A 25,227-nucleotide genomic window follows, 5' to 3' on the forward strand; every position below is an offset into this window, starting at 1 on the left:
TCTTAGAATGCCTGTCCCATGGCGAACTCGAATCGTGGATCCTGTTCATCGCCATCAACCTTGCTGATCGGTATGCCGTAGGCAAAGCGCAGGTCGCCGAGGGGAGATTTCCACCGCCACTCAAGACCGTAGCTCATCAGAATTTCATCCGATCCTTCGCGATCATAAGTGTCGTCGTGGTTCATACCGGCGTCGAAGAAGGGCACCAGCTGCATGCCGAAGTCGTTATTGAAATACCACTGGTATTCAAAGTTGACGAATGCCATGCGGGTACCACCGATCTTGTCACCATCTTCGTTCAGCACGGCAAAGTCGGAAGTTTCATAGCCGCGCACGGAGTTGATGCCGCCAATCCAGAAACGCTCGATAAGAGGCACTTCCTCACCGGAGCTTCCTTCCTGCAAAGTACCACCCTTTACGCGGCCCATGAGCACATGGTCCTTGTTCAGGGCGTAGTACGCGCGGGCATCACCGACCAACTTGATGAAGTCGTCGTCACCTTGCAGGATACCGCCACCGTATTCAGCTCGGCCAGATATGCGCGAACCGGAAGTGGGGCGCATGGGGTCGTCGATGGTATTACGCACGACCGAGGTTGAAACAACGCTCGCAACGCGATTGCCTGCGCGCATTTTAATATGTCTGGATGCTTCTTCATCCACTTCATAAATGTTGTAGAAGTCGAGGCGATACCCGGCAAACACCTTGGTCTTATCCGTGATGGGACGGCCCACTTCCGTGGTTGTACCAAGAATGCTGGTGGTATAGTCGTCGTACTCATTCTTGGAAAGATAGGAGTTCACAGACAATGAGTACTTGGAGTCGTTGAGTCTGGGGTTGTAGAAATACAGGTCGTAGCGATTGTACTTTCCGCCGAAGGCAGCCTTGGCAGACGCTGTGTATCCCTTACCCCACAGGTTCTTCTCCGTTATGGAGCCGCTTATCCCCACGCCGCCCCAGCTGTTCCAGCCCACACCGGCCATAAGCGCACCGGTGTTCTGTTCCTTGACCTTGACCTTAAGGTCAACTTCGTCAGGCTTCTCGGTGGGGACCATTTCCACTTCGGCTGCAGAGAAGAAACCGAGGTTATTCAGCTTCCTGTTGCTCTTGCGCAATTTCTCGCCGTCAAACACTTCACCGTCAGCAAGCAGCACATCGCGGCGAATGACGTTGTCGCGAGTCTGCGTGTTTCCGGTAATGGAGACATTGCGTACATACACCTTGTTCTTCTTGGTCACCTTGTAGGTGACGTCGATGGTCTCTTCATCCACCTTATTCGTATCATAATCCACGTCGGCAAAGGCATAGCCATGCTGAGTGTAGTAATCGGTGAGCTTGTTTGTATCATCCTGAAGCTGAGAATAACTGAGATAGGTTTCATCAGCCTTCCACTCGTCCAGACCAACAATGCCCAAGAGAACATCGTCAGGTTCGATAAGGTCGCCCTTGAATGCAACGTTGCCAACCTTGTAGCGCTTGCCTTCCTTCACACGGAAGGTGATGACAATGCCTTCTTCAAGGTATTCAACCTGTGGTTCACCTACAACCACATCCATGAAGCCACGGTTGAGGTAATAGGCGCCGATGGCAGCCGTATCGCGCTCCAGATAATCTTCACGCAGCACGCCGGAACCGGTGTACCATGAAAGCATGTTGTGGGGAGAAAGCGCCAATTCATCGAGCACTTCGTCCGGATCAAGCTGCTCTGCGCCCTGCAGCTTTACTTCACTGATATAGAGCTTCTTGCCTTCTTCAACGGTAAACACAAGGCTTGCCGAATGATTGGCGTGCTCCTCAACCTTGTGAGACAGCTTTGCGAGGTAGTACCCTTCCTTGCGGTAGAGTTCGAGAACCTTCTCTATATCCTGTGCAAGGAGCTTTTCGTTCAGGACAGCTCCGGTCTTGGAGCTCATGGCGGCGAGGATGTCTTCCTCATCCACGGCATCGGAACCTTCAATGACAATTTTCTCGATGCGTGATTTTTCCACTACGGTGAACACCAGTTCCATGCCCTCGCGGGTCTGGTCCACAGAGGCCTTCACGTCGCTGAAGTATCCCAGATCAAAAATACGCTTGATGTCTTCGTTGAGCTGCTTGCCGTCCAACCCGTCGCCCTTGCGGGTACGGATGCGCATGAGTACCACGTCGGGATCGAGAATTTTGGTCCCTTTGACAGAAATCTTGGCAATGGTGTTTTTGCTCTGCATTTCATTGGAAGCAACCTCAACCAGCTCATCCACGGCGGGAATGATGTTGATGAGGCCGTTCTTGGCAATGAAAACCGGCTTGGCAGGCTGCAGCCCGTATGCTTCCACAAGACGGGCATCAATGGAAACATCTTCGCCTATCTGGTTGAAGCTGCCGTACACGGCATAGGATGCGCCGGAAAGCAGTGAAATGTCGCGTACTGCGGCGATGGAAAGCTCAGTAATACCCTGCTGCTGTATCAGGGCCATGACCTGATTCTGGGGGATAACGGTGAAGCCCTTTGCTGCCAGCCGCTCTGTAATCAGCTGCGGCAGGCTCTCTTCAAGGTACTTCAGATCCTCACCGGCGTTCACCTCGAAGGGTAGCACTATGATTTTCGTGTCCTGAACAGGAGCAGCGTGGGCCCCCGCAGAGGTAAGCAGGAAGAGTGCGAAAAAGACCATTGCAAAGCAAGGTCTAAACAGTTTGATCATACAGTTCTCCAGCTCTCAGTTCAAGACGGCGTTGCATCAAGGCCGCCAATTCAGCGTTATGGGTCACAACCACCAGGGTCATCCCCAGTTCTTCATTCAGATGCATGAGCTGCTCGGCAACCACACAGCCGGTCCGCTCATCAAGGTTTCCGGTGGGCTCGTCCGCAAGAAGCACTGCAGGACGCATCAGTATGGCCCGGGCAATGGCGGCACGTTGTCTCTCGCCGCCTGACAGGGTTGTCACCCTGTGCATAATCCGTCCATGTAGCCCCACCAGTCCCAGGGCGTCACGAGCCCTGTCAAAAGCCTCTGACCTGCTTACCCCGCCAATGAGAGCCTGCATGGCAACATTCTCGATGGTGGTAAACTCCGGCAGCAGGTGGTGAAACTGAAATACGAAACCTATCTCACGATTTCGAAGGGCCGCCTTGGCCTCCGGGGAAAATTGTCCAAGATCCTGTCCGCGAAAGTTAATAGTTCCCCACGAAGGATTATCAAGGGTTCCCAAGAGATGCAAGAGGGTACTTTTACCTGAACCGGATGATCCGACAATGGCGACCGATTCTCCCTGCCCTATCGAGAGGTCCAGAGACTGAATCACGGTCACTTTTTCAGCAGGTCCTTCGTACTCTCTGCCCACCCCGATAAGCTGATATAATGCGCCTGTTGTCACTATTCGTACCTCAGCGCTTCAACCGGCTCAAGGCGCGCAGCCTGACGGGCGGGATAGATGGTTGCCACAAAACAAAGCACCATGGCTGATACGCCGATTATCAGAAGATCGGTCCATTCTATCAGAACCGGCAGGGTATCGAGCGAATAGACACCCTTGGGCAACTCGATAAACTGATATCTTTTAAGCAGATATGCCACGGAAAGCCCCAGACCGAAACCTATTATTGTGCCTATGGCGCCTATGATGGTGCCCTGCAGCATGAATATGCGACGAATCTGGGACCGCGTCGCGCCCATGGACATGAGAATGGCGATATCACGGGTTTTTTCCATAACCAGCATAACCAGCGTGGTGACGATGGAAAAGGATCCCACAAGAACGATCAGGGTCAGGATGATGCCCATGGCCGTCTTTTCCAGCTTGAGAGCGGCAAAGAGGTTGGCATTCATTTCCATCCAGTTGCGGGAGTAATAGGGATATCCGCCCAGTGCAGCCGTCACATTCTCGGCAACTTTATCCGCCCGGTACACATCGCGCACAGTCATTTCAAGGCCGGTGACGGTGTCGCCCTTCCAGCCGAGCAAGTCGCGGGCAAATCCGAGGGAGACAAACCCGAGGGAGGAATCGTATTCCCACATCCCCGTCTTGAACAGACCGACAATACGGCAGATGCGTACCCGGGGGGTAAAGCCGGTTGCAGTCTTGGTTCCCGTGGGAGACAGCAAGTTCACCCTGCCGCCTATGCCCACACCGAGGCGCTGTGCGAGTTCCTTGCCGATGATGATGCCGGGCATGCCGTCCTGTTCAAGGCTGGCGAACGATCCGTCTTCCATGTGTTCACGAATGGACAGAACCTTCTCGGCCGTGGCCGGGTCAACCCCGCGCAGTACAAGCCCCTTCACACCGCTGGCCGTGGAGATCATGACCTCGGAATAAATGAAAGGGGTTACCCCGGTTATATCGGGAACCCCTTGCACTTTTTCCATGACGGATTCGTAGTTAGCTATGCCGCCACCTATGGACATGGTGATAGCATGGGCGTTCACACCGAGAATCTTGTCGCGCAAGTCCTTGGTGAAGCCGTTCATGACACCAAGAACCACGATAAGGGATGCCACGCCAAGCGCTACACCCAGAATGGAAGTGACGGATATGACGGATATGAACGTCTGTTTGCTGCGCGCCATAAGGTAGCGCAGCGCAATGAATGATTCAAAGCTCATGGGTGATTAAGGCCTAGCTCTCCGGTTTGAGCAGCGGGAAGAGGATGACCTCGCGGATGGACGCAGAATCGGTCAGCAGCATGACCAGACGGTCAATGCCGATACCCTGCCCTGCGGCCGGAGGCATGCCATATTCCAGAGCGCGGAGATAGTCCTCGTCCATGAAGTGCGCTTCATCATCGCCTGCTTCCTTTTCGGCCACCTGATCAAGGAACCGCAGACGCTGGTCCACGGGATCATTGAGTTCCGAAAAGGCGTTGGCAAGTTCACGACCGGTCATAAAAAGCTCAAAACGGTCAGTGATGGTGGGATCTTTCTCGTTCTTACGGGAAAGTGGCGAGATGTCCGTGGGGTAATGATAGATGAAGTGCGGCTGAACAAGACGCGGCTCAACGTCCAGATCGAACAGCTTTGCCTGCAGCTTTGCCAGCTTTTCACCCGCTATGACCTTTTCGCCGCGTTCTTTTATGTATGCGGCAAGCTTGTCATAGTTGGTATACAGGTCGGCAGAATGTCCGCCTATCTTCTCAAGAGATTCCGCAAAACCCATGCGGGTCCACTTGCCGGGAGTCAGGTCGATTTCCTGTTCCTGATAAGTGATAACGGTGGAACCGCACACAGCCTGCGCAATATGCGCAAAAAGCTGTTCGGTAAGATCCATGAGATCTTCGAAGGTTGCATACGCCCAGTAAAATTCACACATGGTAAACTCGGGGTTATGCTGGGTGGAAATACCTTCGTTACGGAAGTTGCGGTTGATTTCGAACACCTTTTCAAACCCGCCCACAAGCAGGCGCTTGAGGTACAGCTCGGGCGCAATGCGCATATAGAGCTGCATGTCGAGCGTATTATGATGCGTGACAAACGGGCGTGCAGTGGCACCGCCGGGAATGGGCTGCATCATGGGCGTTTCCACTTCCATGAAGCCATGGCCTTCCATGAAACGGCGGAATTCGCGCACCACCTGGGTACGTTTGCGGAAAATCTCGCGGGTGCGCGGCGTAACGATAAGGTCGACATACCGCTGGCGATACCGAATTTCCACGTCCTTCAGGCCATGATACTTTTCCGGCAGCGGACGAATGGATTTGGTAAGCAGTTTGACGGACTTGCAGGAAAGCGTAAGTTCGCCGGTCTTGGTGCGGAAAAGCGTGCCGTGCACACCGACGATATCACCGATATCGAACTTCTTGAAAATGGCGTACTCTTCTTCGCCCATATCTTCGCGGGCAGCGTAACACTGCATCTTGCCGCTGCGGTCGAGCAGGTGAAAAAAGGTCACCTTGCCGAAGGAGCGGTTGGCGACAATACGTCCGGCGCAACAGAAGACCCGGTCGAGCGCTTCAAGCTCCTCAGTCTCCAGTCCCTCGAATTCTGCGCGAATTTCGGAGAAATCTTCCTCCTTGCGGAATCCGTTGGGGAACAAGGCGTATCCCGCCTCAAGCAGGTCACAGGATTTCGCCACCCTGTTTTTAACCACTTCGTTCAGATCGTCGCGGTTGGCGAAACTCTCCAGCATGGGCATGAAATATTCCGCATGCTGGGATTTGGTGGGCAATTTGATAGAAGGCCGCTTTGATTTTTCCTGATCGCTCAAGGCAATAACTCCATGTAGTAAATTCGATCCATCTGAATTGGGATGGGTTATGCCAATTGTCCACTGTCGTCAAGAAACCGCATCCGTTCAATACTCCAAAATAATTCCAGCCCTGAAAAACGAAAAAAATGAAAAAGCTGCTTGACGGAACCGGGGGCTTTCGCTTAGAGACTTTTCCGCGCTGAACGCAACACGCGGACAGCAAGCATAATCCCCGGTGGCTCAATCGGCAGAGCGGGTGACTGTTAATCACTAGGTTACAGGTTCAAGTCCTGTCCGGGGAGCCAGAGTGCAGAGCCCTCTTCTGAAAGGAAGGGGGCTTTTATATTTTTACGAGAATACGCACAGCCACGCCATATGGAAAGGAAAATTTCGTTTTGAAACATTTTTCCTTGACTGCTTCAGGTGAAGTCCGTATAGCTCTCTCCTCGTTGGACGCGAGTTCAGCGCAGCGCTCCACATAATCCCCGGTGGCTCAATCGGCAGAGCGGGTGACTGTTAATCACTAGGTTACAGGTTCAAGTCCTGTCCGGGGAGCCAGAATGCAAAGCCCTCTTCCGAATGGAAGAGGGCTTTTTCCGTATTCCCACCCGGGGCCGGAAAATTGCCGGTCCCCGCTGGACACACTCTTCGGGAAACGCTATTTGTGCGCAGAAACTCAGCGCGCAGACGCCAACAACGACTGCCTCCGGCAGAAGGAGACATGATGAAACGACTTGCACTGGCGGCTCTCATAACCTGCCTGTGGACCACCCAGGGTATAGCGGACGACAAGTTCGGTGTGATGGATAAGGATGCCAACGACTCAGTCAGCTGGGAAGAATTTGAAGCCCAGCACCCCAACATGCGTAAGGCTGCCTTTGAAACCATAGATACAAACTCCGATGGCGGCATTTCTCACGATGAATGGCACGCCTTCATGGGTTCGCATGGTGCCGACGGCAAAACCATGGGCGGCAAGGGGCCCGGCATGCAGATGCCCCCCAAGGGCGGCATGGGAATGCCTCCCGGACACCCGCCCACGGGTTCCAACGGGAAGATGCTCATCGAGCCCCCCAAGACTGCAGAATAAACAGAAAGCCGGTGCAAACCGGCTTTTTTCATCTTTATTATACGGGAAAGATCAAAACGGATCAGGCAGACACAGCCTCTATGCTTCTGGATTCCGGCACATAACGGAACACCACGGCCTGCAAAGGGCCGGATACCGTGAACACGGCTTCGCCTATGGTAATGACAGTGCCGGGATGCACCGTTCCCGTAACCTTGACCGAGGCATCGCGCATGCGTTCAGCAGCCTTGAGCCGTGCTTCCGCCAAGATATCCCGCAACGTATCAAGCCGCTCAGTCAGCTTGTCGCGCAGCCCCATGGCAGCCTCGATCACCTTGTATTGATCCGGCCTTGCACTCATGAGCACCTCTTCCGCAGGGGCTTCACCAAATCGCGATTTAAGCTTGCCCAGCGCCTCTTTCACGCTATCCCGTTCTTTTTCGATATCGCGCGTTGCCTTTGAGCTTATGGCCAGCGTGATATTTGTGGGCGTGCCGAGGGCCGTTCCCACCTCTGTGGCCCGCACCCCCTTGCGGCAGGTTATGGACCCACCCTGAATCCTGCCGCGGCCGGATACGGCAACCACCATGCCGCCGCACAGAATGGTGGAATGCAATATGGAATCCTGCACCACCACATCTTCGCGCGCCTCTATCACGGCTTCGGAGATGAATTTGGCGGACACATTGCCGCCGCAACGGACAAATCCCTTCCCCTGCATGACAATGCCGCCGCCAACTTCAATATTGCCAGCGGCAACAATGCGGGCAGATTCAATGGCCTCTCCCACAACCACAGCCCCGGGAGCCTTGACGGAAAAACCGGAAAGGACGGAACCGCGCACTTTGACAGAGCCTATGGCCACCTGCACGTTGCCGGAACCGAAATCCACATCGCCTTTTATTTCCATCACTTCCTGAACGGAAAGAACACCACCGGCAAATTGGGCAAGACCGGCCGTCTGGGCAATAACATTTTTCCCGTCTGTCGCCAGAACCACGCTTTTGTCCAAGGTAACGGCGGCGGACTTTCCTGCCTGCGCAGGTAAAATTTCTCCGAACACTTCCACCCCGGGAGTTCCCGCGGTGGGCGGATGGATAACAGCCACTGTCTCGCCGGACTGAACGGAAGGCATGATCCCGCGGTTGCGATAATCAATGCTGCCGTCGGATGACGCTTTGCCCACGGCTGCGGAATCATCCTCACGCTGCAGCATCTCCACATATCCGTCCGAACCGTGCACAGGCAACCTGCCACGGGCCACCACCACATCCGTTTCAGGATTTCCGGTCCGTTCACTGCGGGTAAGCGCATCTTTGATCGCCTGCAGGTCAATCAGCCCGTCAGGCACATTCATGGCCTGCAACATCAGCCGAACCCGCTCCACAGTCACCGGCCTGGCCTGCATATCGCGATAATACAGCGTGGCCGTCAGGGTCTGCCGATCTTCGGCAGCCCGCACCAGCGGCCTGATGTTCATGGAAATATCAGAAAGAATGACAAGACCGTACTGGGTGGAAGAAATCTCGCGGGATGCATCATCCAGATAACAATTGCAGTCATCCGGAATCACAATATCTCTGGGCTTCAATGATGAAGGGGGCGGCAGTTCCGAGCCGTCCACCCGCATGCCCGCGCGGGGAGGTGTTGCAGGAATGAGCTTGCCTATGGGTTGTCCCGGAAACACGGGGTAATTCACATTGCCATAGGGAACAATGCAGGCGTCACTGCCATTCTCGGGCTGAACACCACGGGCGATGACTATCCTGTCCAGCGGGGCACCGGTTGCAATGCACTCCAGCAGCTTCTCGGCACCTTTCACACTGACGGGTACTTTTACGCCAGCCTCACGCAAGAGCTGGCTTATGCGTTCCATGGTGAGCGGCTTGCCGTTCCCCTGTGGAGGAACATAACGGGCAACACCGACCTTCATGCGGTCCTGTGTTCCCGAAAAACGCAGAAATGCATCCGCACACACGGCCGGTGCTCCGCCATCGTGACGAACAGTCGATGGCACTGCACCATTCGAGGTTTTATCTGAAGCGGCAAGGCCCATTCACTACCTCTTTACAGACCAATGTACGGAAAACAACAGCCTCATGTGCAGGCTGTCCCTGTTCCTTTTCTGCATTCGCAGACGGAACCTATCCGTGCTACGGAGCTATTCCCAGCCATACCAGTAATACTTTCCACGTAATACAGGGCAACAACAAAGGCAAGTGGCCCCCTCCAAAACCTGCTGTGATTACAACAAAACAGATAGGCAGCCCTCTCTGCCCATAAAGCTTCCGCTTGCCACGAAGCCCCGCCATCCCTATATTCCGCGCATGAAAAAAACGCCTGCCCATATAAGCCTGTCAGCCGGACGCACCCCCCTTCCGCAACCCGCCTTTCTGCCCATGACCCGCAAGGAGATGGAGGAACTCGGCTGGGAAGAGCTGGACGTTCTTATCGTTTCCGGCGACGGATACGTCGACCACCCCAGCTTTGCCGCCGCCCTGCTCGGCCGCTGGCTCGTAGCCCACGGCTACCGCACCGGTATCGTGGCGCAACCCCGCTGGGATACAACTGAAGACGTAGCGCGCATGGGCCGCCCGTCCCTGTTCACGGCCGTATCGGCAGGTGCCATAGATTCCATGCTTGCGCACTACACCGCCTTCCGCAAAAAGCGGCATGACGATGCATACACCCCCGGCGGCAAGGCGGGCGCCCGCCCGAACAGAGCCGCCATTGCTTACACCGGCCTCATACGTCAGGCATTTCCCGGCATGGGCGTGGTCATCGGCGGTATTGAAGCATCACTGCGGCGCATCACCCACTACGACTTCTGGACCGACAAGTTGCGCCGTCCCATCCTGCTGGACAGCAAGGCAGACTGCCTTGTCTACGGCATGGGCGAAAGTGCGCTTCTGGAAATCGCCAAAGCCATGGACGCCCACGGTGGGCATTCCGGCATTCCCTTGCGCGAACTGGTCATCGGCATTCCCGGTACCGCCGCCATGGGGCGCGGCCCTGCAGAGAGCATTGCGCCCGAAGCAGGCATTCCCAAACCGGCCACAGGACTTTCCCCCGATATTCCCGAAGACGCCCCAGCCTACCTGCTGCCCTCGCACGAAAGCATGGAAACGCAGCCGGAACTGCTCATGAGCGCCACGCTTACCCTTGAACGGCACGTGCATCAGGCCCACTCGTGGGCTGTGCAGCCCGTTGCAGGCAGGGCCGTGCTGCTCGCGCCCCCTGCCACGCCTCTGCCGGAAGAGGATATGGACAGGCTCTACTCCCTGCCCTTTGCCCGCAAGGCACACCCATCCTACAAGGAAGCCATCCCTGCCGACAGCATGATCTGCACGAGCATAACCACCCACAGAGGGTGCGGCGGCGGCTGTTCCTTCTGTTCACTGGCATTGCATCAGGGAAGGCGCATCGCATCGCGCAGCCACAAGTCGGTCATGGAAGAAGTGCGGGCAATGGCCGCAACAAAACGCTTCAACGGTTCCATAAGCGACGTGGGCGGCCCGTCAGCCAACATGTGGCAGGCAGAATGTGCGGCAGACCCTGCCCGGTGCAACCGTGCAAGCTGCATGCATCCGAAGATCTGCCCGCAGTTCCGTGTGAACCAGACCGAAACCGTGAACATGCTGCGCCGCATACGCGACGAAGAGGGCATAAAACATGTGCGTGTGGCCAGCGGGGTACGGTTCGACCTTGCCCAGCAGGACAACACGGCCCTGCGCGCCTACACCATGGAATTTACGGGCGGCCAGCTCAAGGTTGCGCCCGAACACATCTGCGACAATGTGCTCGACCTGATGCGCAAACCCGGCCTGCCAGTTTTTGAAGCATTTCTGGAAGCGTTTGAACGGTATTCCGACAAGGCAGGCAAAGAGCAATATGTCATTCCCTACCTCATGAGCGGCTTTCCCGGCTGTTCGGACGAAGACATGCGCCGCCTTGGAGACTGGCTGCAACGCCGTGGCTGGAAGCCCCAGCAGGTACAGTGCTTCATCCCCACTCCGGGTACGGTTGCCACGGCCATGTTCTACGCGGGCATTGCTCCGGACGGCAGGGCCATTGTCGTGGCACGCACCGATGCGGAACGCCTGCGGCAGCATCATATTCTCATGCCGGAAATGGGACGCAAGGGCGCTGAACAGAGCCACAGAAAGGACAGGGGACGCAGGCCGGACGCTGACCGTACTGACCGGACCGAAAGAGCAGATCGCCCGGATCTGACAGGTCAGTCAGATCGGCCAGAGCGGTCAAACAGGACGGAAAAAGCAGACCGCCCCCGCTCGCGCGACGAGCGAGGCAGTTCCGGCGGTCGCCCCAAGGGTTCCGCCCCCAAGAAAGAATCCGGAAAGCACTATGGCTCTGGCAGACCGCAGGGACGGAAAGGGAGCAAGTAAGGGCGTAAGGGGAGCAGATAAAGACGTGGGGGAGCCAATAGGGGCGTACAGGGAATAGATACGGTATCAGCCGTCAGGCCAATCGAGCTCTGCAAGCCCCCCCCCTCAGCGCTGCAAGCCCCGCCAGCCCTATACCATCAGGCCGGCTTGCAATCCGCGGGCATGGGGATACCGCTGTGCTCCATGGTGTCCACCAGACGCTTTTTCGTATCAGCGGGCATGGCACTCAACAGCACAAAGGCATCGGACGAGCAAAGCAGGTTCGATGCCAGCCTGTCCTCGCACACCTCGCCGGAAACAGGACGCGCACCGTCGTGCGCATTGCACGCAAGGGGAATGTATTCGCACAGGGCATTTTCCACCGTGTGCACAATGTCCACATCCACCGAGCGGGGCATGAGCACCCTTTCAAGAACAGGTGCCTGCGCCTCTTCCCGCAGCCGTACGAAGACGGATGCGGCAAGTTCGGGCGACTTGCGCAGCAGGTGCCTGAGTACCAGCCCGCACACACCATACGTTTCGTGCGCCAGCAACGAAGCCACAGCTTCGGCACTGCACATGGAAAGACTGTCGAACGGCAGCGCGTGCGCTCCTTCAGACAACAGCTTGCTGACCTGCACAAAGGTATCCGAGGTAAAGCTGCGCATGAGCAGCCGCCCCACTATACCCTTGTCCACAACCAACGGGCTGCCGCAGGACAGACCGGGGTTGTCTTCTGCGCATATCTCCGTGGCCTGTGAGGGGAAAAGCGAGGGCAAGGTGGCAATGGTGCCCAGAAAACGGGCAGCCTTTTCAGGGGTGCACATACGCAGAATATGCGAAGTATACGCCTCGCCCATGAGCAAAGACCGCACCGCCACCCGCTGCTCCATGGAAAGGGTCCGCAGCACTGAGGCACGGCGGCCCATGCGGCGCACCAGCTCCTCCTGCAACGCCCTGTCCATGCGCTGCAATATACGGATACGCCTGTCTTCAGACATTTGGTACAGCACCACGGATGCCAGCAGAGGGTGCGACTCGCTCAGCAACGTCCCCAGCTGTTCGTCAGACAGAATGCGCAACCTGAGAAACACCTCGTCATCCGTTTCTGTAGAGGCGGGCATGAGCACCCGCGCATTGCTGGTCAGCAATATTTCCAGCGGGCGCAACATATCGGCAGGAAAAAGCAAAATCAGGCGCCCGGAAAATTCTCCGTCCGATACGGAAAAAGTGACAAGAATGCACTCTTCCTGCTCACCGAATTCGATAACCGGCTCATCGGGCGCAAGCACCCTGCAGCGGGACGTTTCCACCTCAAAGAACGGGGCCAGAGCCCATTCAAGATCAAGCTGAAATACATGCAGACAGTGGGCAGCAACCGCTTGCGAAGTCCGCGAAAGCGGAGTCTCTTTGCTGGCCTGCGAGTACAGTTCCGGGAAATTACGTTCCGGCCCCCGGTCCAGAAGGCGGGAAGTGATCAGTTGAACAAGATCGTTGTCCGCCCCGAGCAGGGCCTGTCCTTCAAGGGGCAGCAAAGAAAGCGTGGCGGCAACAGGCTGCGTAAATCTGGACCATGCAGCAAAACGCACCCGCCTTGCAGCACTGGGTACCACCACCCACCGCCGCGTGGACAGGGCATACAGCCTGCGGGCAACTGCTGTACCCAGCCTGCCCATAACTCTGTCCAGTGTGGGAAAACGCAACGGTGGTTCACCTTCGGAACGGCTATCGTCCGCTATGACCGAGGGGCTGAAATCAGGCATGGAAAGCAGTTCAAGCAACTCGCCCAGATCAGCAGGGAGATACGTATCTGCCCCGTGGTGCCACTGCCCGCGCACAGATGCATCGTCCGCCCGGGATATCGTGTCCGGCCGGTCGGTGCCGGACAACACCCTGCGCGAACCGAACAAGGGAAGAACATTGCCGCCCGATTCTCCCGCAGGACTTTCTGCAGAAGTACCCTGAGCAGCATGGCCGCCCGGAAGCCCTTCCCTTTTCAGGGGAGGCACGCCCTCTTCTTCTGCGCCGGAAAAGGCGGATTCCCATGCTTCACCACAGTCATACGGCAGGCATCCGGCATCCTCTCCCGTCCCCTCCTCAATCTGCTCTCCATCCACAAGACGTTCCAGAATGTCAGAACCGAACCCGTACGGGAACGGATCATCAAGGGTTTCCCGACTCTCTTCGGAACCGGCAGACGTCGCCTGAGCCGAGCCCTTTGCGGAAGACGGAACTGACGGACGCACACCCCCTTCCGATCCCGCGTTGCCGGAGCCGGCAGCAGTGCTATCGTTCCTGCCAAACAGGTGCAGAACTTTTCTTTTCACTTTTTTCTGCTTCATGACCTGACAACCGCCCCGGCATGCGCGGCACCTCACAAGAGAGCTCGGAGAAGACTACGCCGCAGCCAATTTTCATCAGCAATAAAAAAGGGTTGGAACATTCATGATTTCTCATGTATGTTTTTCACTCAGGCGGTTCACCTTTTCACCGCCCGATTTGGGAAGTACCACGAAGGATACTGCCTTTCTACATCGCACAAATATGGGCCCTGTGGAAGATAATTCCGAAGTTCGGATCAATGGGGGAAGCATATGAGCAGCCGATACCGAAAGTTGTGCATTTATCACACGCTGGACGGTCTGCGCGAGGGGCTGTCGCACTTTTCCGGCCCCAGCAGGGCCGCTCTGCTGCTCTCCCTGCACCCTGACGACCCCATCCATGTTCTGGACCCCCAATATCTGATGGACGGCCACCAGCCGAAACTCCGTGAACTGTTCATGGATAAGCAGGACTGGAAGACGCCGCCGCCCGCGCACAAAACCTTGCGCCCCTATGAACTCTATCCCTTTCCCGACCCCCAGCTGACTGGTCTGCTGGCCTTCGGGGGCAGCAACAGTGACGTACCCTTTCTCATGTGGTTCACGGAAGAACACCCGGACCTCTGTTCTACAGGCCCCACGCGCTGCTGGCTCGAACATGCCGCGGCCCAGCTCGTGCTGGACCTTGCTGCCAGCAACGACATGCGTGACAGCGCCTCCGGATTCGTGCTGCAGAGCTATGCAACTCACGCCGTGCGCGATTACATTGTCGACCGGCGCAACGATTCCGTAGGCATAGACACCCACCTCAGAGTGTACCCCACACTTGATGCCATTCTGGGCATTTCGCATACCCGTGAAGAAGGTGCATGGCCACGGGGGGCCCTGGCTTTTGTAGAACCCGTATTCCTTAAGCATCTGGACTTTCTTGCCAGCTTCCCACGCATGGAACAACCGTCGCTCGCCAATCTTCGCCATTGCCGCAAACTGCTGCAGGCTGTGGAAGACTCTCATCGGGTGCTTGTTTCCGACGGCAAGACCATTGTTGGCATAACACAGGACCACCTGCCCCCCGGCAGCATCCTAGCTGAATTTCAGGGCCGGCACGGCTTTCTCTTTCTTGATGACGAGATCATCTGCTCCTTTGCGGACGGAGCCTTCCAGTCCACAAACCGCCGCGCCAATCTTGTGCAGCTGGAAGAGGCCCTGCTGGAATCGCGGCTCAGCTACGACACCCAGCATTCTCTGTTCCGCATCGTCACAGACATCGTTGCCTGTGCGCAGGAACGCAAGCACGGCTGCACACTGGTTCTTGACCTGCGGCCCATTTCGCGCAACCTCGCCGGACAAACGCTGCACTCACCGCTGGACCTGACAAGCAAGGACGGCATCGAACTCGCCTGCTCCCTTGCCAAAGTGGACGGCGCGCTGCACATAGGCCATGACTCCAATCTCTACGGTTTTGCCTGCCTGCTGGACGGCAAGGCCGTGCCGGGCGAAAACCGCGCCCGCGGAGCCAGATACAATTCCGCCGTGCGCTTTACAGCCGCAAACGACGATATTATTGTTATCGTCGTATCGTCAGACAGGCCGGTTTCCATCATCCAGCGCGGTATAGAGCTTACGGCCCGCTGTTCGTGGACCCCGCTTCCGGGCCGCGCGCCGGAACCTCCCACGCTGGAAGAATGGCTCAAACTGTAGGTCCGGCGTCAGGCTTTTGTCTGGCCTGCGTTTGGCCGATGTCTGGCGCACGACAGGACATTCCGGGCCCCTGCACAAGGGAGAACGCCCATTCCAAACCCGTACGTTCCGTACGGCTGCACAGAGTCGATTATGCCGAAATACTGGCTCATGAAAACAGAACCGGGCTGCTTTTCCATAGATGATCTGAAGGCCCTGCCCGACAGCACAAGCCCGTGGGACGGAGTGCGCAACTATCAGGCCCGCAACTTCATGCGCGATGAAATGCGCATGGGGGACAAGGTGCTTTTCTACCACAGCGTGACGGATCCTTCCGTTGCGGGCGTGGCAGAAGTCGTCAGGGAAAGTTATCCCGACCACACCTCATGGGACCCCGAAGACAGCCATTTCGATCCCAAATCCACACCGGAATCTCCCCGCTGGTTCATGGTAGATGTGCGCTTCGTAACCAAATTTGACCACCCCGTTCCCCTGCGCGTTCTGAAAGCCACCCCGGGTCTCGAAAACATGGAGCTGCTGAGAAAAGGCTCGCGCCTTTCGGTCATGCCCGTGACAGAAGAGGAATTCTCCATTGTATGCTCCCTTGCGGAAGCATAACCCGCGGCATACAACAGGCTGAAACCGCCGGAAACGGCAGAAAACGACAAAGGGAATACCCCATGAAGACATTGGAAGAACGCATAGCCCAGCTGGAAGAGACGATCTATTTTCAGGACCAGACCATACGTCAGCTCAATGAGGCCATAACCGCCCAGCAGTTCCAGATGGACGAGATGGAAAAAATGTTTATTGCCATGAGGGCCAAGCTGCGCACACTGGCACCGCTTCTTGATGAAGGCGGCACGGATGATGGTCCGCCCCCGCACTACGGCTCCGTATAGCCATCTGCGCAGCCGCAGGACGTTCAGCCGGTCATGCGGAAGGACATTCTCCCGGACCACAGGCTTCTTTTCTTGCTCCGCCACACACCTCTCCGCCCGTGAATATCCCGCGGGTGCACAGCCACGGAATTTCGAAATGTCAGAGTACCTCGCTGCCGTTCTGCATGAACCTCAGACCGTTAATCCCATACTGAACCATCTCGGCATACGTGTTGAACATGCGCAAAACGGTGCCGCCACGCTGAGGCTTGATGCCGGAAAATGCACGGCGCAAGGCGCAGGCGCAGTTTCGGGCGGTGTCATCTCTACCCTTCTGGACGAAGCCATGGCCCACGCCGTGCTCTCCGGCCAGAAAGAACTGCGCCCCATAGCCACCGTGGACCTGCACGTACAGTTTCTTTCCGGCGTGCGTCCCGATTGCGTGCTTATATGCGACGCAGAAGTGGTGAAAAATGGAGGGAGGATAGCCTTTGTCCGTGCGCAGGCAAGCACACCGGACGGTCGGCTCGTGGCCACGGCGAACGCATCGTTCATCGTGAAACAAGGCCGGGAGAAGAACTCGGAGGGATAAGACAGCGCATTGCGGCGCAGACGTGGCTCAGGAAACGCACACCGGCAATCAGATGAGATGAATCAGACGAAGGCTTCGGGTTCGCAACAGGGACCTGTCTCAACGCCCAAGCCTCTGGACATCCAGTCCTCCAGCCCACCGGCATAATTGTAGACATCGGGAAAACCGCTGATCACTGCCGCACGGGCGGCAGAATCGCTACGCATGCAACGCGGGCCGCCCGAATAGAACACCACGCCGGAACACACGTCACTGCACAACAGCTTTCTGAGCCACCAACGTTTGAACAGCCTCGCCTGAATCGTCATGGGAAGCGGATAACAGATAGCCCCCGGAATATGCCCCGCTTCATAGTCCGCCGCGTCCCGTACATCCACGAGAAACACACTCCCCCCTTGCAGCCTTTCCTGCAGAAAAGCGGCATCCATGAGTTTGTATCCGCCCTCAAGGGCCTGCCTCCGCTTAGAGGGGGGAAAAGGGGAAGTATCGTGTACCTGTTTTGTCATGACCCCAGAATACCAGAACATTCATTGCAGGCAAGAGGTTCAGCCGCATGCCATGCAAATTATATGATGTCCGGCCAGCTGCCGCGAACCGCGCATCACCTTTCGCCATAGCCTGTTATTCCTTGTCTCACCCGATTCATCCGGCTATGCTGGATTTGAAGCGACCAATCACGTTCAACCGACAGGAGGGACCATGTCCATCGCTATATCCCGGTATCTGAGGGAGCCCGTCAACGGGCTGACCCATTGCATAGGTGCGCTCCTCGCCGTGGTTGGCACAGTTATGCTCATTGTACGGGTGGCCTCCCCTGCTATGCCGTGGCACATTGTCACCTTTGCCGTTTTCGGAACCGGCATGGTGCTGCTCTACACGGCCAGCACCCTCTATCACTGGTTGCCCCTGTCGGAAAAAGGCATCCGTCTGCTGCGGCGTATCGACCATTCCATGATTTTCGTCTACATTGCCGCAACGTACACCCCCATATGCCTCATTCCCCTGCGTGGTCCGTGGGGGTGGAGCCTTTTCGGCTGCGCCTGGGGCATTGCCACAGCGGGTATCCTTATCAAGATTTTCTGGATGGGAGCCCCACGCTGGTTCTCCACGGGGCTTTATCTCGGCATGGGCTGGATGGCCATCGCAGGCATCTATCCGCTGGTACAATCACTGGAAACCGGCGCCCTGCTCTGGCTGGGCGGAGGCGGCCTGCTCTATAGCATAGGCGCAGTCATATATGCCTGCAAACGCCCCAACCCCCATCCCCGTCATTTCGGTTTTCATGAACTCTTTCACGTCTTCGTCATGGGGGGCAGCTTCTGCCATTTCATGGTCATGTACAGTTATGTCAGCCGTTACGCCCCCGCGGCCTGATATGAAAACAATGCACGGTTTACCGTGGAGCTTGTATGGGAATCGCAGCTGATATTGTCATCATCATAGTCGCCGGACTGTTCGGCGGACTCATTGCCCAGTTTTTCAGACAGCCACTCATTCTGGGATACATTCTGGCAGGTATTCTGGTCGGCCCGTACACGGGTGGCATCACGGTATCCGACATCCATGATATCGAGCTGCTGGCCGAAATAGGTGTCGCTCTGCTGCTTTTCGCCCTGGGGCTGGAATTTTCGCTTAAAGACCTCAAGCCGGTGCGGCTGATCGCGCTTATAGGCACGCCCATCCAGATTGTGCTGTGCATGGCCGTGGGATATGTGACAGGCCGCGTAGCCGGATGGGACCCCATTCCCGCCCTGTGGTTCGGTGCCTTCATTTCCCTGTCGAGCACCATGGTCATTCTGAAAACGCTTGAAGGACAGGGCTGGCTCGGCACACTCTCAAGCCGCATCATGATCGGCATGCTCATCGTGCAGGACCTTGCCGTAGTCCCCATGCTTATCATCATGCCCAAACTGGGCATGGCAGATGCGGGATATCTTGATCTGGCATGGGCCGCCGTCAAGGCAGGCCTCTTCCTTGCAGGGATGATGATGCTCGGCACGCGCATCATGCCCCGCATCCTGCGCCGCGTGGCAGAATGGAACTCGCGCGAGATGTTCATGCTCGCATGCAGCGCCATAGGCCTCGGCATCGGCTACGGCACGTATCTGCTGGGTCTTTCCTTCGCCTTCGGCGCCTTTGTCGCAGGCATGGTGCTCAGCGAATCGGACTACGGCCATCAGGCACTGAGCGACATCATTCCCCTACGCGACCTTTTCGGCCTGCTCTTCTTCGCCTCTATGGGCATGCTGGTCGACCCGCACTTCATCTGGGCCAATATAGGCACCATAACCGGCATTGCCATTGCAGCCTTTGCAGTGAAGGGCGTGCTCTTCTCCGTTCTCGGGCGAGTCTTCGGCTACGGCAACGTCGTGCCCATGGCGCTTGGCCTGAGCATGTTTCAAGCCGGAGAACTCTCGTTCCTGCTGGCCCGCGTGGGCGTGGAAAGCGGCAGCCTGCCGCACCAGCAATACACCATGTTCCTTGCCGTCGGCATACTGGGCATGGTGGCCACTCCGCCCATGTCATCCCTTACCGCACCGCTGTATGCACTGCGCAGGCGCTACATGCCCGCACCGATCATGGAAAGCGTCAACCTGCCGCAAGACGGCCTGTGCGGTCACGTGGTCATAGCTGGCGGCGGACGCGTGGGACGCTATGTTGCAAGCATCCTTTCCCGCCTTGCGCAGCCCTTTGTTGTAATCGAATCCAACTCACGCCGGTTTGAGCAGTGCCGCATAGCGGGATATCCGGTCATATACGGCGATGCAGGCCAGCATAACGTACTGGAGGCAGCGGGAACCGAAAAGGCTTGCCTGCTGCTGGTTACCATCCCCTATCTGGCAGATGCCAAGGCTGTGGTTGGCCACGCCCGCAGAATGAAACCTTCTCTTTCCGTAGTTGCCCGCGTGGCGGGCGCGGAACAGATGGAGGCCCTTGCTGATCTCGGCGTGCGCCAGACCATTCAACCAGAATTCGAAGCCGGACTGGAGCTCACGCGACAGGCCCTGCTGCACCTCGGTCTGCCTGTGGGCGAAATTCAGCGTTTTTCCGATACGGTGCGACGTGAACGTTACGCAGCCATATTCGAGGCACATCCCGAATACCGCACACTCACCCAGATAGGCGACGCAGCTTCGAGCATGCAGCTTTCATGGATCGCGCTGGAAGAAGGAAGCAAGCTCGCCGGCCGCAGCCTGGCCGGGTTACAGTTACGTACGACGGTCGGAGTTTCCGTTGTCGGTATACTGCGCAATGGCTCGCTCATGCCCAACCCGGAAGCGGAGTTCGTACTGCAGGCAGGCGACATTGCAGGCATAATGGGTACAACCGAAGCCATGGAAGCCTTCACCGCAAGGGCCAGAAACGAGGTTACCGCCGTGCATGAAGAAGAAGTTCACGCAGGGGGACTTGCCTCAATCCATAGCTGATCCTGCGGATAAAAATTACTTCACATAAGAAGTGCCACATTCCGTTGCAGCCCATGCCGGAATGTGGCATCTTTTCATAAAATGCCCTGACGCGCATTCCTTTGGAAAGGCGCTTCGCTGCCGACCGGCGCGTGTGGCATGCAACAACTTCGGCACCCCCTACTTTTTCCCCCTTATCCCTGTACGAGGCCTCATGAAAAGAGACCATTCTCACCTCACGGAACTTAGCAAAGAAGTGCTGTTTGCCGTTTTGCCCATCGCTGCCATTGTCTGCGTGCTGCAAATTTCGCTGCTCCACATGCCGTGGGACATATTCGCACGCTTCATACTCGGCAGCCTGTTTGTGGGCGGCGGCCTGTTTCTCTTCCTGCTCGGTGTGCGGGCAGGCCTGCTCCCCATGGGAGAAACCATCGGCGGCGAGCTGCCAAAATCGGGCTCGGTTGCCTATCTGCTCATCATGTCCTTTCTGCTCGGCACGGTAGTGACTCTGGCTGAGCCTGACGTGCGCGTGCTGGCGCATCAGGTTGACTATGTTTCGGCGGGGCTTGTGTCCCGCAACCTGCTGGTCATCGTCGTGGCCATAAGTGTAGGCATATGCCTGTGCGGCGCCATTCTGCGCATCCTGCTCGGGATACCCATCGTCCGGGTGCTCACGGCAGGCTATCTGGCAGTGCTCGTGCTGGCCTTTTTCACGCCTGCCAGCTTTCTGCCCATTGCCTTTGATGCAGGGGGCGTAACTACCGGTCCCGTTACCGTTCCGTTCATTCTGGCGCTCGGCATCGGTACCGTGGGCGTTTTGCGTGGCAAGAACTCCTTCAGTGAAGGCTTCGGCCTTGTGGGGCTGGCCTCCATCGGACCTGTCATCGGCGTAATGCTCATAGGAATGCTTTACGGATGAACCTGATACTCGACTTTCTCGATATGCGGCATGTGGCCGCCGAACTGGCTATGGCATTTGCTCCGCTGGTCGTCTTTTTTCTGTATATGCAATACCGCTCATTGCACCTGCCCACCGCCTATGTCATGCGCATGTTCAAAGGCGTTGCGCTTTCCTATGTCGGGCTTGTGCTCTTTCTGCAGGGCGTAACCCAGGGCTTTCTGCCTGCAGGTACAGAAATTGGACGCATCATCGGCGGTGCGGAATGGCGCTGGGCACTTGTGCCGCTCGGATTTCTGTTCGGCTTTGCCGCCACGGCTGCCGAACCGGCTGTGCGTGTGCTCGCCACTGAAATGGAAAAGGCATCATCCGGTGCCGTGAAACAGCGCCCAGTGCTGATAACCCTGTCACTTGGCGTGGGGGTGTTCGTTGCCCTCGGCATGGCCAAGCTGCTGGCGGGTTTTCCGATATTGTGGGTTGTGGTGCCCGGCTATCTGCTGGTGCTGGCCATGGCCCGTTTTTCCAAACCGGACTATGTGGCTGCCGCGTTTGACGCAGGCGGTGTGGCTACCGGCCCCATGACGGTTACCTTCGTCATGGCGGTCGTACTGGGTGCGGCAGAGGCACTGGAAGGAAGAGACCCTGTTGCCGACGGATTCGGTCTTATCGCCATGGTGGCCCTTGCGCCCATTCTGTCGATAATGATCCTCGGCATGATCTATTCGCGGAGAAGGAGCGATACCTGATGAACATTCATGACGATTTCGACTGCATCGTCACTATTGTGAACAAAGGCCACAGCGGCCCCGTGGTTGAGGCATCCCGCAAGGCCGGTGCCGAAGGGGGGACCATTATTCTAGGCCGCGGCACGGGGCTGCGCGAGGTTAAGAGCATAATGGGCATTGCCATTGAACCGGAAAAAGAAATCGTGCTCACGCTGGTGAAGGGCGACATCAGCAGAAAGGTACTTGAATCCATTGTAGAGGCAGGCAATCTGGAACAGCCCGGAGCAGGGATAGCATTCATCCTGCCAGTCAAGGGCGTTGCAGGCATCTGCCATTTGGATTGCGCAATACCTTAGAAATAACAGACGGATCGGCGTTCGCGCGAGGATTCCTTGCGCGACGCCCGGTCTATTCTTCTGCCTTGTTCAGGGATATTTCCACAACCAGATTACCATCTGGCGTGGTGAACGGAATGGAGAGTATGGGCTGCTTGTTGATGTGTCCCAGTGTATGGTTCTTGCCGATAATGACCGAAGGTGTTGAAGCCTGAAACTTCATCCCCTCGTTGGCAAGATGCGCACGGGCCTGCCCCGCGATCATGTTGGTGAGCTCACCGACCGCGTCTGCAATTTCCTCGTTGATCTTGGTATAATCTTCCCCCAGCATGTTGGACACAATGCGCAGTATGCACTTTTCGTCCAGTGTAAGGGAAATAACCCCCTCAGCATAGCCGGTAACACCGATAAGACCTGTAACATCGCCAACCGCAGTCCGGCGGGCGTTGATATACGGCTTGCCGGGACGGGCTTCCACCATGGCCATGGTGCCAAGCACATCGATGACGGCAGCAAGAAAGGGGTTTATGAAACTTACGTTATATTGCGCACTCATGAGAGTTGTTCTTCCAGTGAGCGAACGAGTTGTCAAGTGGAAGCGAGGGGAAGATGAGGTTCAAAAGGCCGGAATAACGTTATTCCGGCCTCCTTGCACACTACAGGAAAGAGGCAAACAATTCGTCGATGTGATTGTCGAACAAACCGACGATGGTCACCAGATCGCTGGATTTCAGCGGCAGCCGTTCCCATGCCCCCTCTTCCATCCCCGGCAGCACATACATGGACCCCAGGGATATCTCCATGGCGTTGGTCATGTTGTCAGCCAACTGAATAATGGAAGCCGCCAGAGGATCCTGAGCACCGGAAGGCTTATGGTGCCATGTCATGGCATCTACGAGGGATGACGGAAAACGCCATTCATTCAGCAGCATGTTGCCTACATCAGTATGATCGAATCCCAGCACGTCACGCTCTGCATCCACCAGCGGCAGCATGTTCTCACGGGCATACAGAAGCGTCTGGACCGATGCATACGGAAGCTTCTTGAAAATGATCAGGCGGCCCACGTCATGCAGCAACCCTGCCGTGAAGAATTTGTCGGCCTTCAGTCCGTCTATCTTGGAGGCTATGAGCTTGGCAAATACGCCGCAGCTCACTGAATGCTTCCAGAAGGTTTTCACATCCATCAGTTCCGGAGGAATATCCTTGAACACCTTGATAGCGGAAATGCCGAGAGCAAGGTTCGAGACTTCCGTCACCCCCACAAGGGCGATGGCGTGCGTCACGTCTTCCACCGTTTCCAGAAGACCGTAAAAGGGGCTGTTCACCAGTTTGAGCAGCTTGGCGGTGAGCTCCATATCGTTACTGACGATACGGGCCACGTCCTCCGCCGAACTGGTCGGAGAATCCAGCACTTCCTTGATGCGGAAATACACATCGGGAAACGAGGCAAGCTGCGCTTCGCTGTCTGCAAGTGATTTGGGATCAACCAACCCCGGCGTGAATGTATCCTTGAGATATTCCGTATTCCGGGTAAGACGAGCATCTTCGTCCGGAATCTCCCATCCCAATCCCAGCGCCGCGCTGGTACGGAACACACTCAAACGGTACAACTCCGCAATAGCGTCGTTGTCATGGTCGGTATACATGAAAAAGTTGCGCACATATTCTTCGCTGAGCGCCATCTGGGCTGCGGGCGATTCGGGTTTCATGCCATTCCTCCGTTTGGCTGATTACGCCTTGGGGCACACGTGACTGTCCGGTTCGTTGCCTTCATTCGCAACGCACTAGCCTTCCTTCCGGTAGCACATGCCGCCGGGTTTGAGCACCGGCTTGAATGCGGTGGAAAGCTTGTGGATACTCTCTGAATGACCGAGGAACAGATAGCCCCCGGGAACCAGATTGTCATAGAAGGCAGTGATGACGCTCTGCTTCATCGGATCATCAAAATAGATGATCACGTTGCGGCAGAACACGATGTGCGACTTGGGAACACGCTTGAGCGCCATGCCATCACTCAGGTTTATCGGCCCGAAATTGATAAGCTTCTTGATGCGTGGCTTGACTCTGAAGTTGTCCCCTTCCTGATCGAAGTACTTGGCAATGATGCCCTTCGGGGTGGTACGCAGGGAGTATTCCGTATACAGCCCCTCTTTCGCCTTGGTGAGCATGGCGGGAGAAAGGTCGTTGGCCGTGATACGTATGTTCCAGCCGATGACGGACATACCCAGAACTTCACTGATCATGATGGCGAGGGTGTAAGGTTCCTCACCCGATGAACAGCCGGCGGACCAGATGAACAGTTCTTTGCGGCCAGCCGCCTCCTGTTCCTTGATTATGTCCTTGAGTATGTCGTTCTGGAAAATGCCGAGCTGGCGTACATCCCGGTAAAAACTGGTTTCATTTGTGGTCACCTTTTCGCAGAGCTTGTCCATCTCAAGGGTCTTGTTCCGGTCAAGACGCAGATAGTCATAATATTCCTTGAAGGTCTTGAGTCCAAGCTCCTGCAGGCGCGACCCCAGACGGTTCTCAAGCAGATATTTCCGCTTGTCGGGAATGCTGATGCCAGTCTTCTCGTAGATGAAGGCACTCAGCTGAGCGAACTCGTCGTCTGAGATCTTGGGGGTTTTGCGCAACGAAAGCCCACCTGAAAAGGCGCGCTCCTGTTTGCTTAAATCGGTCATGAGTCCGCCGGTTCTGCCGCCGGGCAAACCTGTGGATGCTGTCGCCCGGGCACCCGCCGCTGTGGTTGTGGACCCGAATTTACCGGATGAT

21 protein-coding genes and 2 tRNA genes are annotated in these 25,227 nt (G+C 56.6%); 13 read left to right on the plus strand and 10 right to left on the minus strand.

Annotated features, from left to right (window positions below; genetic code table 11):
- Positions 1-2 precede the first annotated feature (2 nt).
- The 4 genes from bamA to lysS are packed head-to-tail and all read right to left on the minus strand — an operon-like array spanning position 3 to position 6,099.
- Complete coding sequence (gene bamA, locus HUV30_RS00660) at positions 3-2,681, minus strand: outer membrane protein assembly factor BamA (protein WP_174403478.1); 2,679 nt, start codon at positions 2,679-2,681, stop codon at positions 3-5.
- Positions 2,665-3,354 (minus strand): ABC transporter ATP-binding protein, encoded by a 690-nt coding sequence (locus tag HUV30_RS00665; protein WP_373869315.1) that lies wholly within the window; start codon positions 3,352-3,354, stop codon positions 2,665-2,667. The genes bamA and HUV30_RS00665 overlap by 17 nt, the downstream gene beginning before the upstream one ends.
- Positions 3,354-4,580 carry a lipoprotein-releasing ABC transporter permease subunit gene (locus HUV30_RS00670; RefSeq protein WP_174403479.1) on the minus strand — a complete coding sequence of 409 codons (1,227 nt, stop codon included), beginning with the start codon at positions 4,578-4,580 and terminating at the stop codon, positions 3,354-3,356. Before HUV30_RS00670 ends, HUV30_RS00665 begins: the two co-directional genes overlap by 1 nt.
- Positions 4,581-4,593: 13 nt before the next feature.
- Positions 4,594-6,099, minus strand: coding sequence for a lysine--tRNA ligase (gene lysS / locus HUV30_RS00675; protein ID WP_174403926.1), 1,506 nt, complete (start codon positions 6,097-6,099; stop codon positions 4,594-4,596).
- A gap of 289 nt (positions 6,100-6,388) precedes the next feature.
- On the opposite strand from lysS, the gene HUV30_RS00680 reads away from it, so the two are divergent.
- From HUV30_RS00680 to HUV30_RS00690, 3 genes are all read left to right on the plus strand, one after another.
- A tRNA-Asn gene (locus tag HUV30_RS00680) sits at positions 6,389-6,464 on the plus strand.
- A gap of 177 nt (positions 6,465-6,641) precedes the next feature.
- Positions 6,642-6,717 (plus strand) — tRNA-Asn (locus HUV30_RS00685).
- A 163-nt stretch (positions 6,718-6,880) separates the two neighbouring features.
- Positions 6,881-7,249, plus strand: a complete 369-nt coding sequence (locus tag HUV30_RS00690; RefSeq protein WP_174403480.1) for an EF-hand domain-containing protein — start codon at positions 6,881-6,883, stop codon at positions 7,247-7,249.
- A 61-nt stretch (positions 7,250-7,310) separates the two neighbouring features.
- Here the strand turns inward: HUV30_RS00690 and HUV30_RS00695 are convergent, their stop codons facing one another.
- Positions 7,311-9,206 carry a FapA family protein gene (locus HUV30_RS00695; RefSeq protein WP_174403481.1) on the minus strand — a complete coding sequence of 632 codons (1,896 nt, stop codon included), beginning with the start codon at positions 9,204-9,206 and terminating at the stop codon, positions 7,311-7,313.
- Positions 9,207-9,555: 349 nt separating this feature from the next.
- Between HUV30_RS00695 and HUV30_RS00700 the strand changes: the two genes are divergently transcribed.
- Positions 9,556-11,634, plus strand: a complete 2,079-nt coding sequence (locus HUV30_RS00700; protein WP_243452045.1) for a YgiQ family radical SAM protein — start codon at positions 9,556-9,558, stop codon at positions 11,632-11,634.
- A gap of 137 nt (positions 11,635-11,771) precedes the next feature.
- Here the strand turns inward: HUV30_RS00700 and HUV30_RS00705 are convergent, their stop codons facing one another.
- Entirely contained in the window at positions 11,772-13,940 is a 2,169-nt protein-coding gene (locus tag HUV30_RS00705) for a hypothetical protein (protein WP_174403482.1), read from the minus strand.
- 267 nt (positions 13,941-14,207) lie between these two features.
- Here HUV30_RS00705 and HUV30_RS00710 point away from each other — a divergent pair, with 267 nt between their 5' ends.
- The 4 genes from HUV30_RS00710 (at position 14,208) to HUV30_RS00725 (ending at position 17,087) form a co-directional block, all read left to right on the plus strand.
- Positions 14,208-15,635, plus strand: coding sequence for a DNA integrity scanning protein DisA nucleotide-binding domain protein (locus HUV30_RS00710; RefSeq protein WP_174403483.1), 1,428 nt, complete (start codon positions 14,208-14,210; stop codon positions 15,633-15,635).
- A gap of 132 nt (positions 15,636-15,767) precedes the next feature.
- Positions 15,768-16,232, plus strand: coding sequence for an EVE domain-containing protein (locus tag HUV30_RS00715; RefSeq protein ID WP_174403484.1), 465 nt, complete (start codon positions 15,768-15,770; stop codon positions 16,230-16,232).
- Between the two features lie 62 nt (positions 16,233-16,294).
- A complete protein-coding gene (locus tag HUV30_RS00720) occupies positions 16,295-16,516 on the plus strand; it encodes a SlyX family protein (RefSeq protein ID WP_174403485.1) in 222 nt (73 codons plus the stop codon).
- Between the two features lie 136 nt (positions 16,517-16,652).
- Entirely contained in the window at positions 16,653-17,087 is a 435-nt protein-coding gene (locus HUV30_RS00725) for a PaaI family thioesterase (RefSeq protein WP_174403486.1), read from the plus strand.
- A 62-nt stretch (positions 17,088-17,149) separates the two neighbouring features.
- Here the strand turns inward: HUV30_RS00725 and HUV30_RS00730 are convergent, their stop codons facing one another.
- Positions 17,150-17,515: a rhodanese-like domain-containing protein gene (locus HUV30_RS00730; RefSeq protein ID WP_174403487.1), complete on the minus strand. Its 366-nt coding sequence runs from the start codon at positions 17,513-17,515 to the stop codon at positions 17,150-17,152.
- A gap of 271 nt (positions 17,516-17,786) precedes the next feature.
- Between HUV30_RS00730 and trhA the strand changes: the two genes are divergently transcribed.
- The 5 genes from trhA to HUV30_RS00755 all read left to right on the plus strand — a co-directional run bounded on the left by trhA (position 17,787) and on the right by HUV30_RS00755 (position 22,473).
- Positions 17,787-18,461 carry a PAQR family membrane homeostasis protein TrhA gene (trhA, locus tag HUV30_RS00735; protein ID WP_373869316.1) on the plus strand — a complete coding sequence of 225 codons (675 nt, stop codon included), beginning with the start codon at positions 17,787-17,789 and terminating at the stop codon, positions 18,459-18,461.
- Between the two features lie 35 nt (positions 18,462-18,496).
- Positions 18,497-20,515: a monovalent cation:proton antiporter family protein gene (locus HUV30_RS00740; RefSeq protein ID WP_174403488.1), complete on the plus strand. Its 2,019-nt coding sequence runs from the start codon at positions 18,497-18,499 to the stop codon at positions 20,513-20,515.
- Between the two features lie 193 nt (positions 20,516-20,708).
- A complete protein-coding gene (locus tag HUV30_RS00745; RefSeq protein WP_174403489.1) occupies positions 20,709-21,413 on the plus strand; it encodes a DUF1538 domain-containing protein in 705 nt (234 codons plus the stop codon).
- Positions 21,410-22,138, plus strand: a complete 729-nt coding sequence (locus HUV30_RS00750) for a DUF1538 domain-containing protein (RefSeq protein ID WP_174403490.1) — start codon at positions 21,410-21,412, stop codon at positions 22,136-22,138. Before HUV30_RS00745 ends, HUV30_RS00750 begins: the two co-directional genes overlap by 4 nt.
- Positions 22,138-22,473, plus strand: coding sequence for a P-II family nitrogen regulator (locus tag HUV30_RS00755; protein WP_174403491.1), 336 nt, complete (start codon positions 22,138-22,140; stop codon positions 22,471-22,473). Before HUV30_RS00750 ends, HUV30_RS00755 begins: the two co-directional genes overlap by 1 nt.
- A 52-nt stretch (positions 22,474-22,525) precedes the next feature.
- On the opposite strand, the gene HUV30_RS00760 is transcribed toward HUV30_RS00755, so the two are convergent.
- The 3 genes from HUV30_RS00760 to HUV30_RS00770 form a co-directional block, all read right to left on the minus strand.
- Positions 22,526-23,008, minus strand: a complete 483-nt coding sequence (locus HUV30_RS00760; RefSeq protein ID WP_174403492.1) for a chemotaxis protein CheX — start codon at positions 23,006-23,008, stop codon at positions 22,526-22,528.
- Positions 23,009-23,108: 100 nt separating this feature from the next.
- Positions 23,109-24,164, minus strand: a complete 1,056-nt coding sequence (locus tag HUV30_RS00765) for an HDOD domain-containing protein (RefSeq protein ID WP_174403493.1) — start codon at positions 24,162-24,164, stop codon at positions 23,109-23,111.
- Positions 24,165-24,239: 75 nt separating this feature from the next.
- Positions 24,240-25,136, minus strand: a complete 897-nt coding sequence (locus tag HUV30_RS00770) for a CheR family methyltransferase (RefSeq protein WP_243452025.1) — start codon at positions 25,134-25,136, stop codon at positions 24,240-24,242.
- Positions 25,137-25,227 lie beyond the last annotated feature (91 nt).

Origin of the sequence: Desulfovibrio subterraneus (assembly GCF_013340285.1) — a bacterium.
In the GTDB taxonomy this organism is placed as follows: domain Bacteria; phylum Desulfobacterota; class Desulfovibrionia; order Desulfovibrionales; family Desulfovibrionaceae; genus Halodesulfovibrio; species Halodesulfovibrio subterraneus.

Coding starts and splice junctions, on each gene's coding strand:
- HUV30_RS00690 (WP_174403480.1), top strand. CDS start 6,881: ATGATGAAACGACTTGCACTGGCGGCTCTCATAACCTGCCTGTGGACC.
- HUV30_RS00740 (WP_174403488.1), top strand. CDS start 18,497: ATGGGAATCGCAGCTGATATTGTCATCATCATAGTCGCCGGACTGTTC.
- HUV30_RS00715 (WP_174403484.1), top strand. CDS start 15,768: ATGCCGAAATACTGGCTCATGAAAACAGAACCGGGCTGCTTTTCCATA.
- HUV30_RS00755 (WP_174403491.1), top strand. CDS start 22,138: ATGAACATTCATGACGATTTCGACTGCATCGTCACTATTGTGAACAAA.
- HUV30_RS00765 (WP_174403493.1), bottom strand. CDS start 24,164: ATGAAACCCGAATCGCCCGCAGCCCAGATGGCGCTCAGCGAAGAATAT.
- trhA (WP_373869316.1), top strand. CDS start 17,787: ATGTCCATCGCTATATCCCGGTATCTGAGGGAGCCCGTCAACGGGCTG.
- bamA (WP_174403478.1), bottom strand. CDS start 2,681: ATGATCAAACTGTTTAGACCTTGCTTTGCAATGGTCTTTTTCGCACTC.
- HUV30_RS00745 (WP_174403489.1), top strand. CDS start 20,709: ATGAAAAGAGACCATTCTCACCTCACGGAACTTAGCAAAGAAGTGCTG.
- HUV30_RS00720 (WP_174403485.1), top strand. CDS start 16,295: ATGAAGACATTGGAAGAACGCATAGCCCAGCTGGAAGAGACGATCTAT.
- HUV30_RS00730 (WP_174403487.1), bottom strand. CDS start 17,515: ATGGATGCCGCTTTTCTGCAGGAAAGGCTGCAAGGGGGGAGTGTGTTT.
- lysS (WP_174403926.1), bottom strand. CDS start 6,099: ATGCTGGAGAGTTTCGCCAACCGCGACGATCTGAACGAAGTGGTTAAA.
- HUV30_RS00710 (WP_174403483.1), top strand. CDS start 14,208: ATGAGCAGCCGATACCGAAAGTTGTGCATTTATCACACGCTGGACGGT.
- HUV30_RS00750 (WP_174403490.1), top strand. CDS start 21,410: ATGAACCTGATACTCGACTTTCTCGATATGCGGCATGTGGCCGCCGAA.
- HUV30_RS00670 (WP_174403479.1), bottom strand. CDS start 4,580: ATGAGCTTTGAATCATTCATTGCGCTGCGCTACCTTATGGCGCGCAGC.
- HUV30_RS00760 (WP_174403492.1), bottom strand. CDS start 23,008: ATGAGTGCGCAATATAACGTAAGTTTCATAAACCCCTTTCTTGCTGCC.
- HUV30_RS00700 (WP_243452045.1), top strand. CDS start 9,556: ATGAAAAAAACGCCTGCCCATATAAGCCTGTCAGCCGGACGCACCCCC.
- HUV30_RS00725 (WP_174403486.1), top strand. CDS start 16,653: ATGTCAGAGTACCTCGCTGCCGTTCTGCATGAACCTCAGACCGTTAAT.
- HUV30_RS00770 (WP_243452025.1), bottom strand. CDS start 25,136: ATGACCGATTTAAGCAAACAGGAGCGCGCCTTTTCAGGTGGGCTTTCG.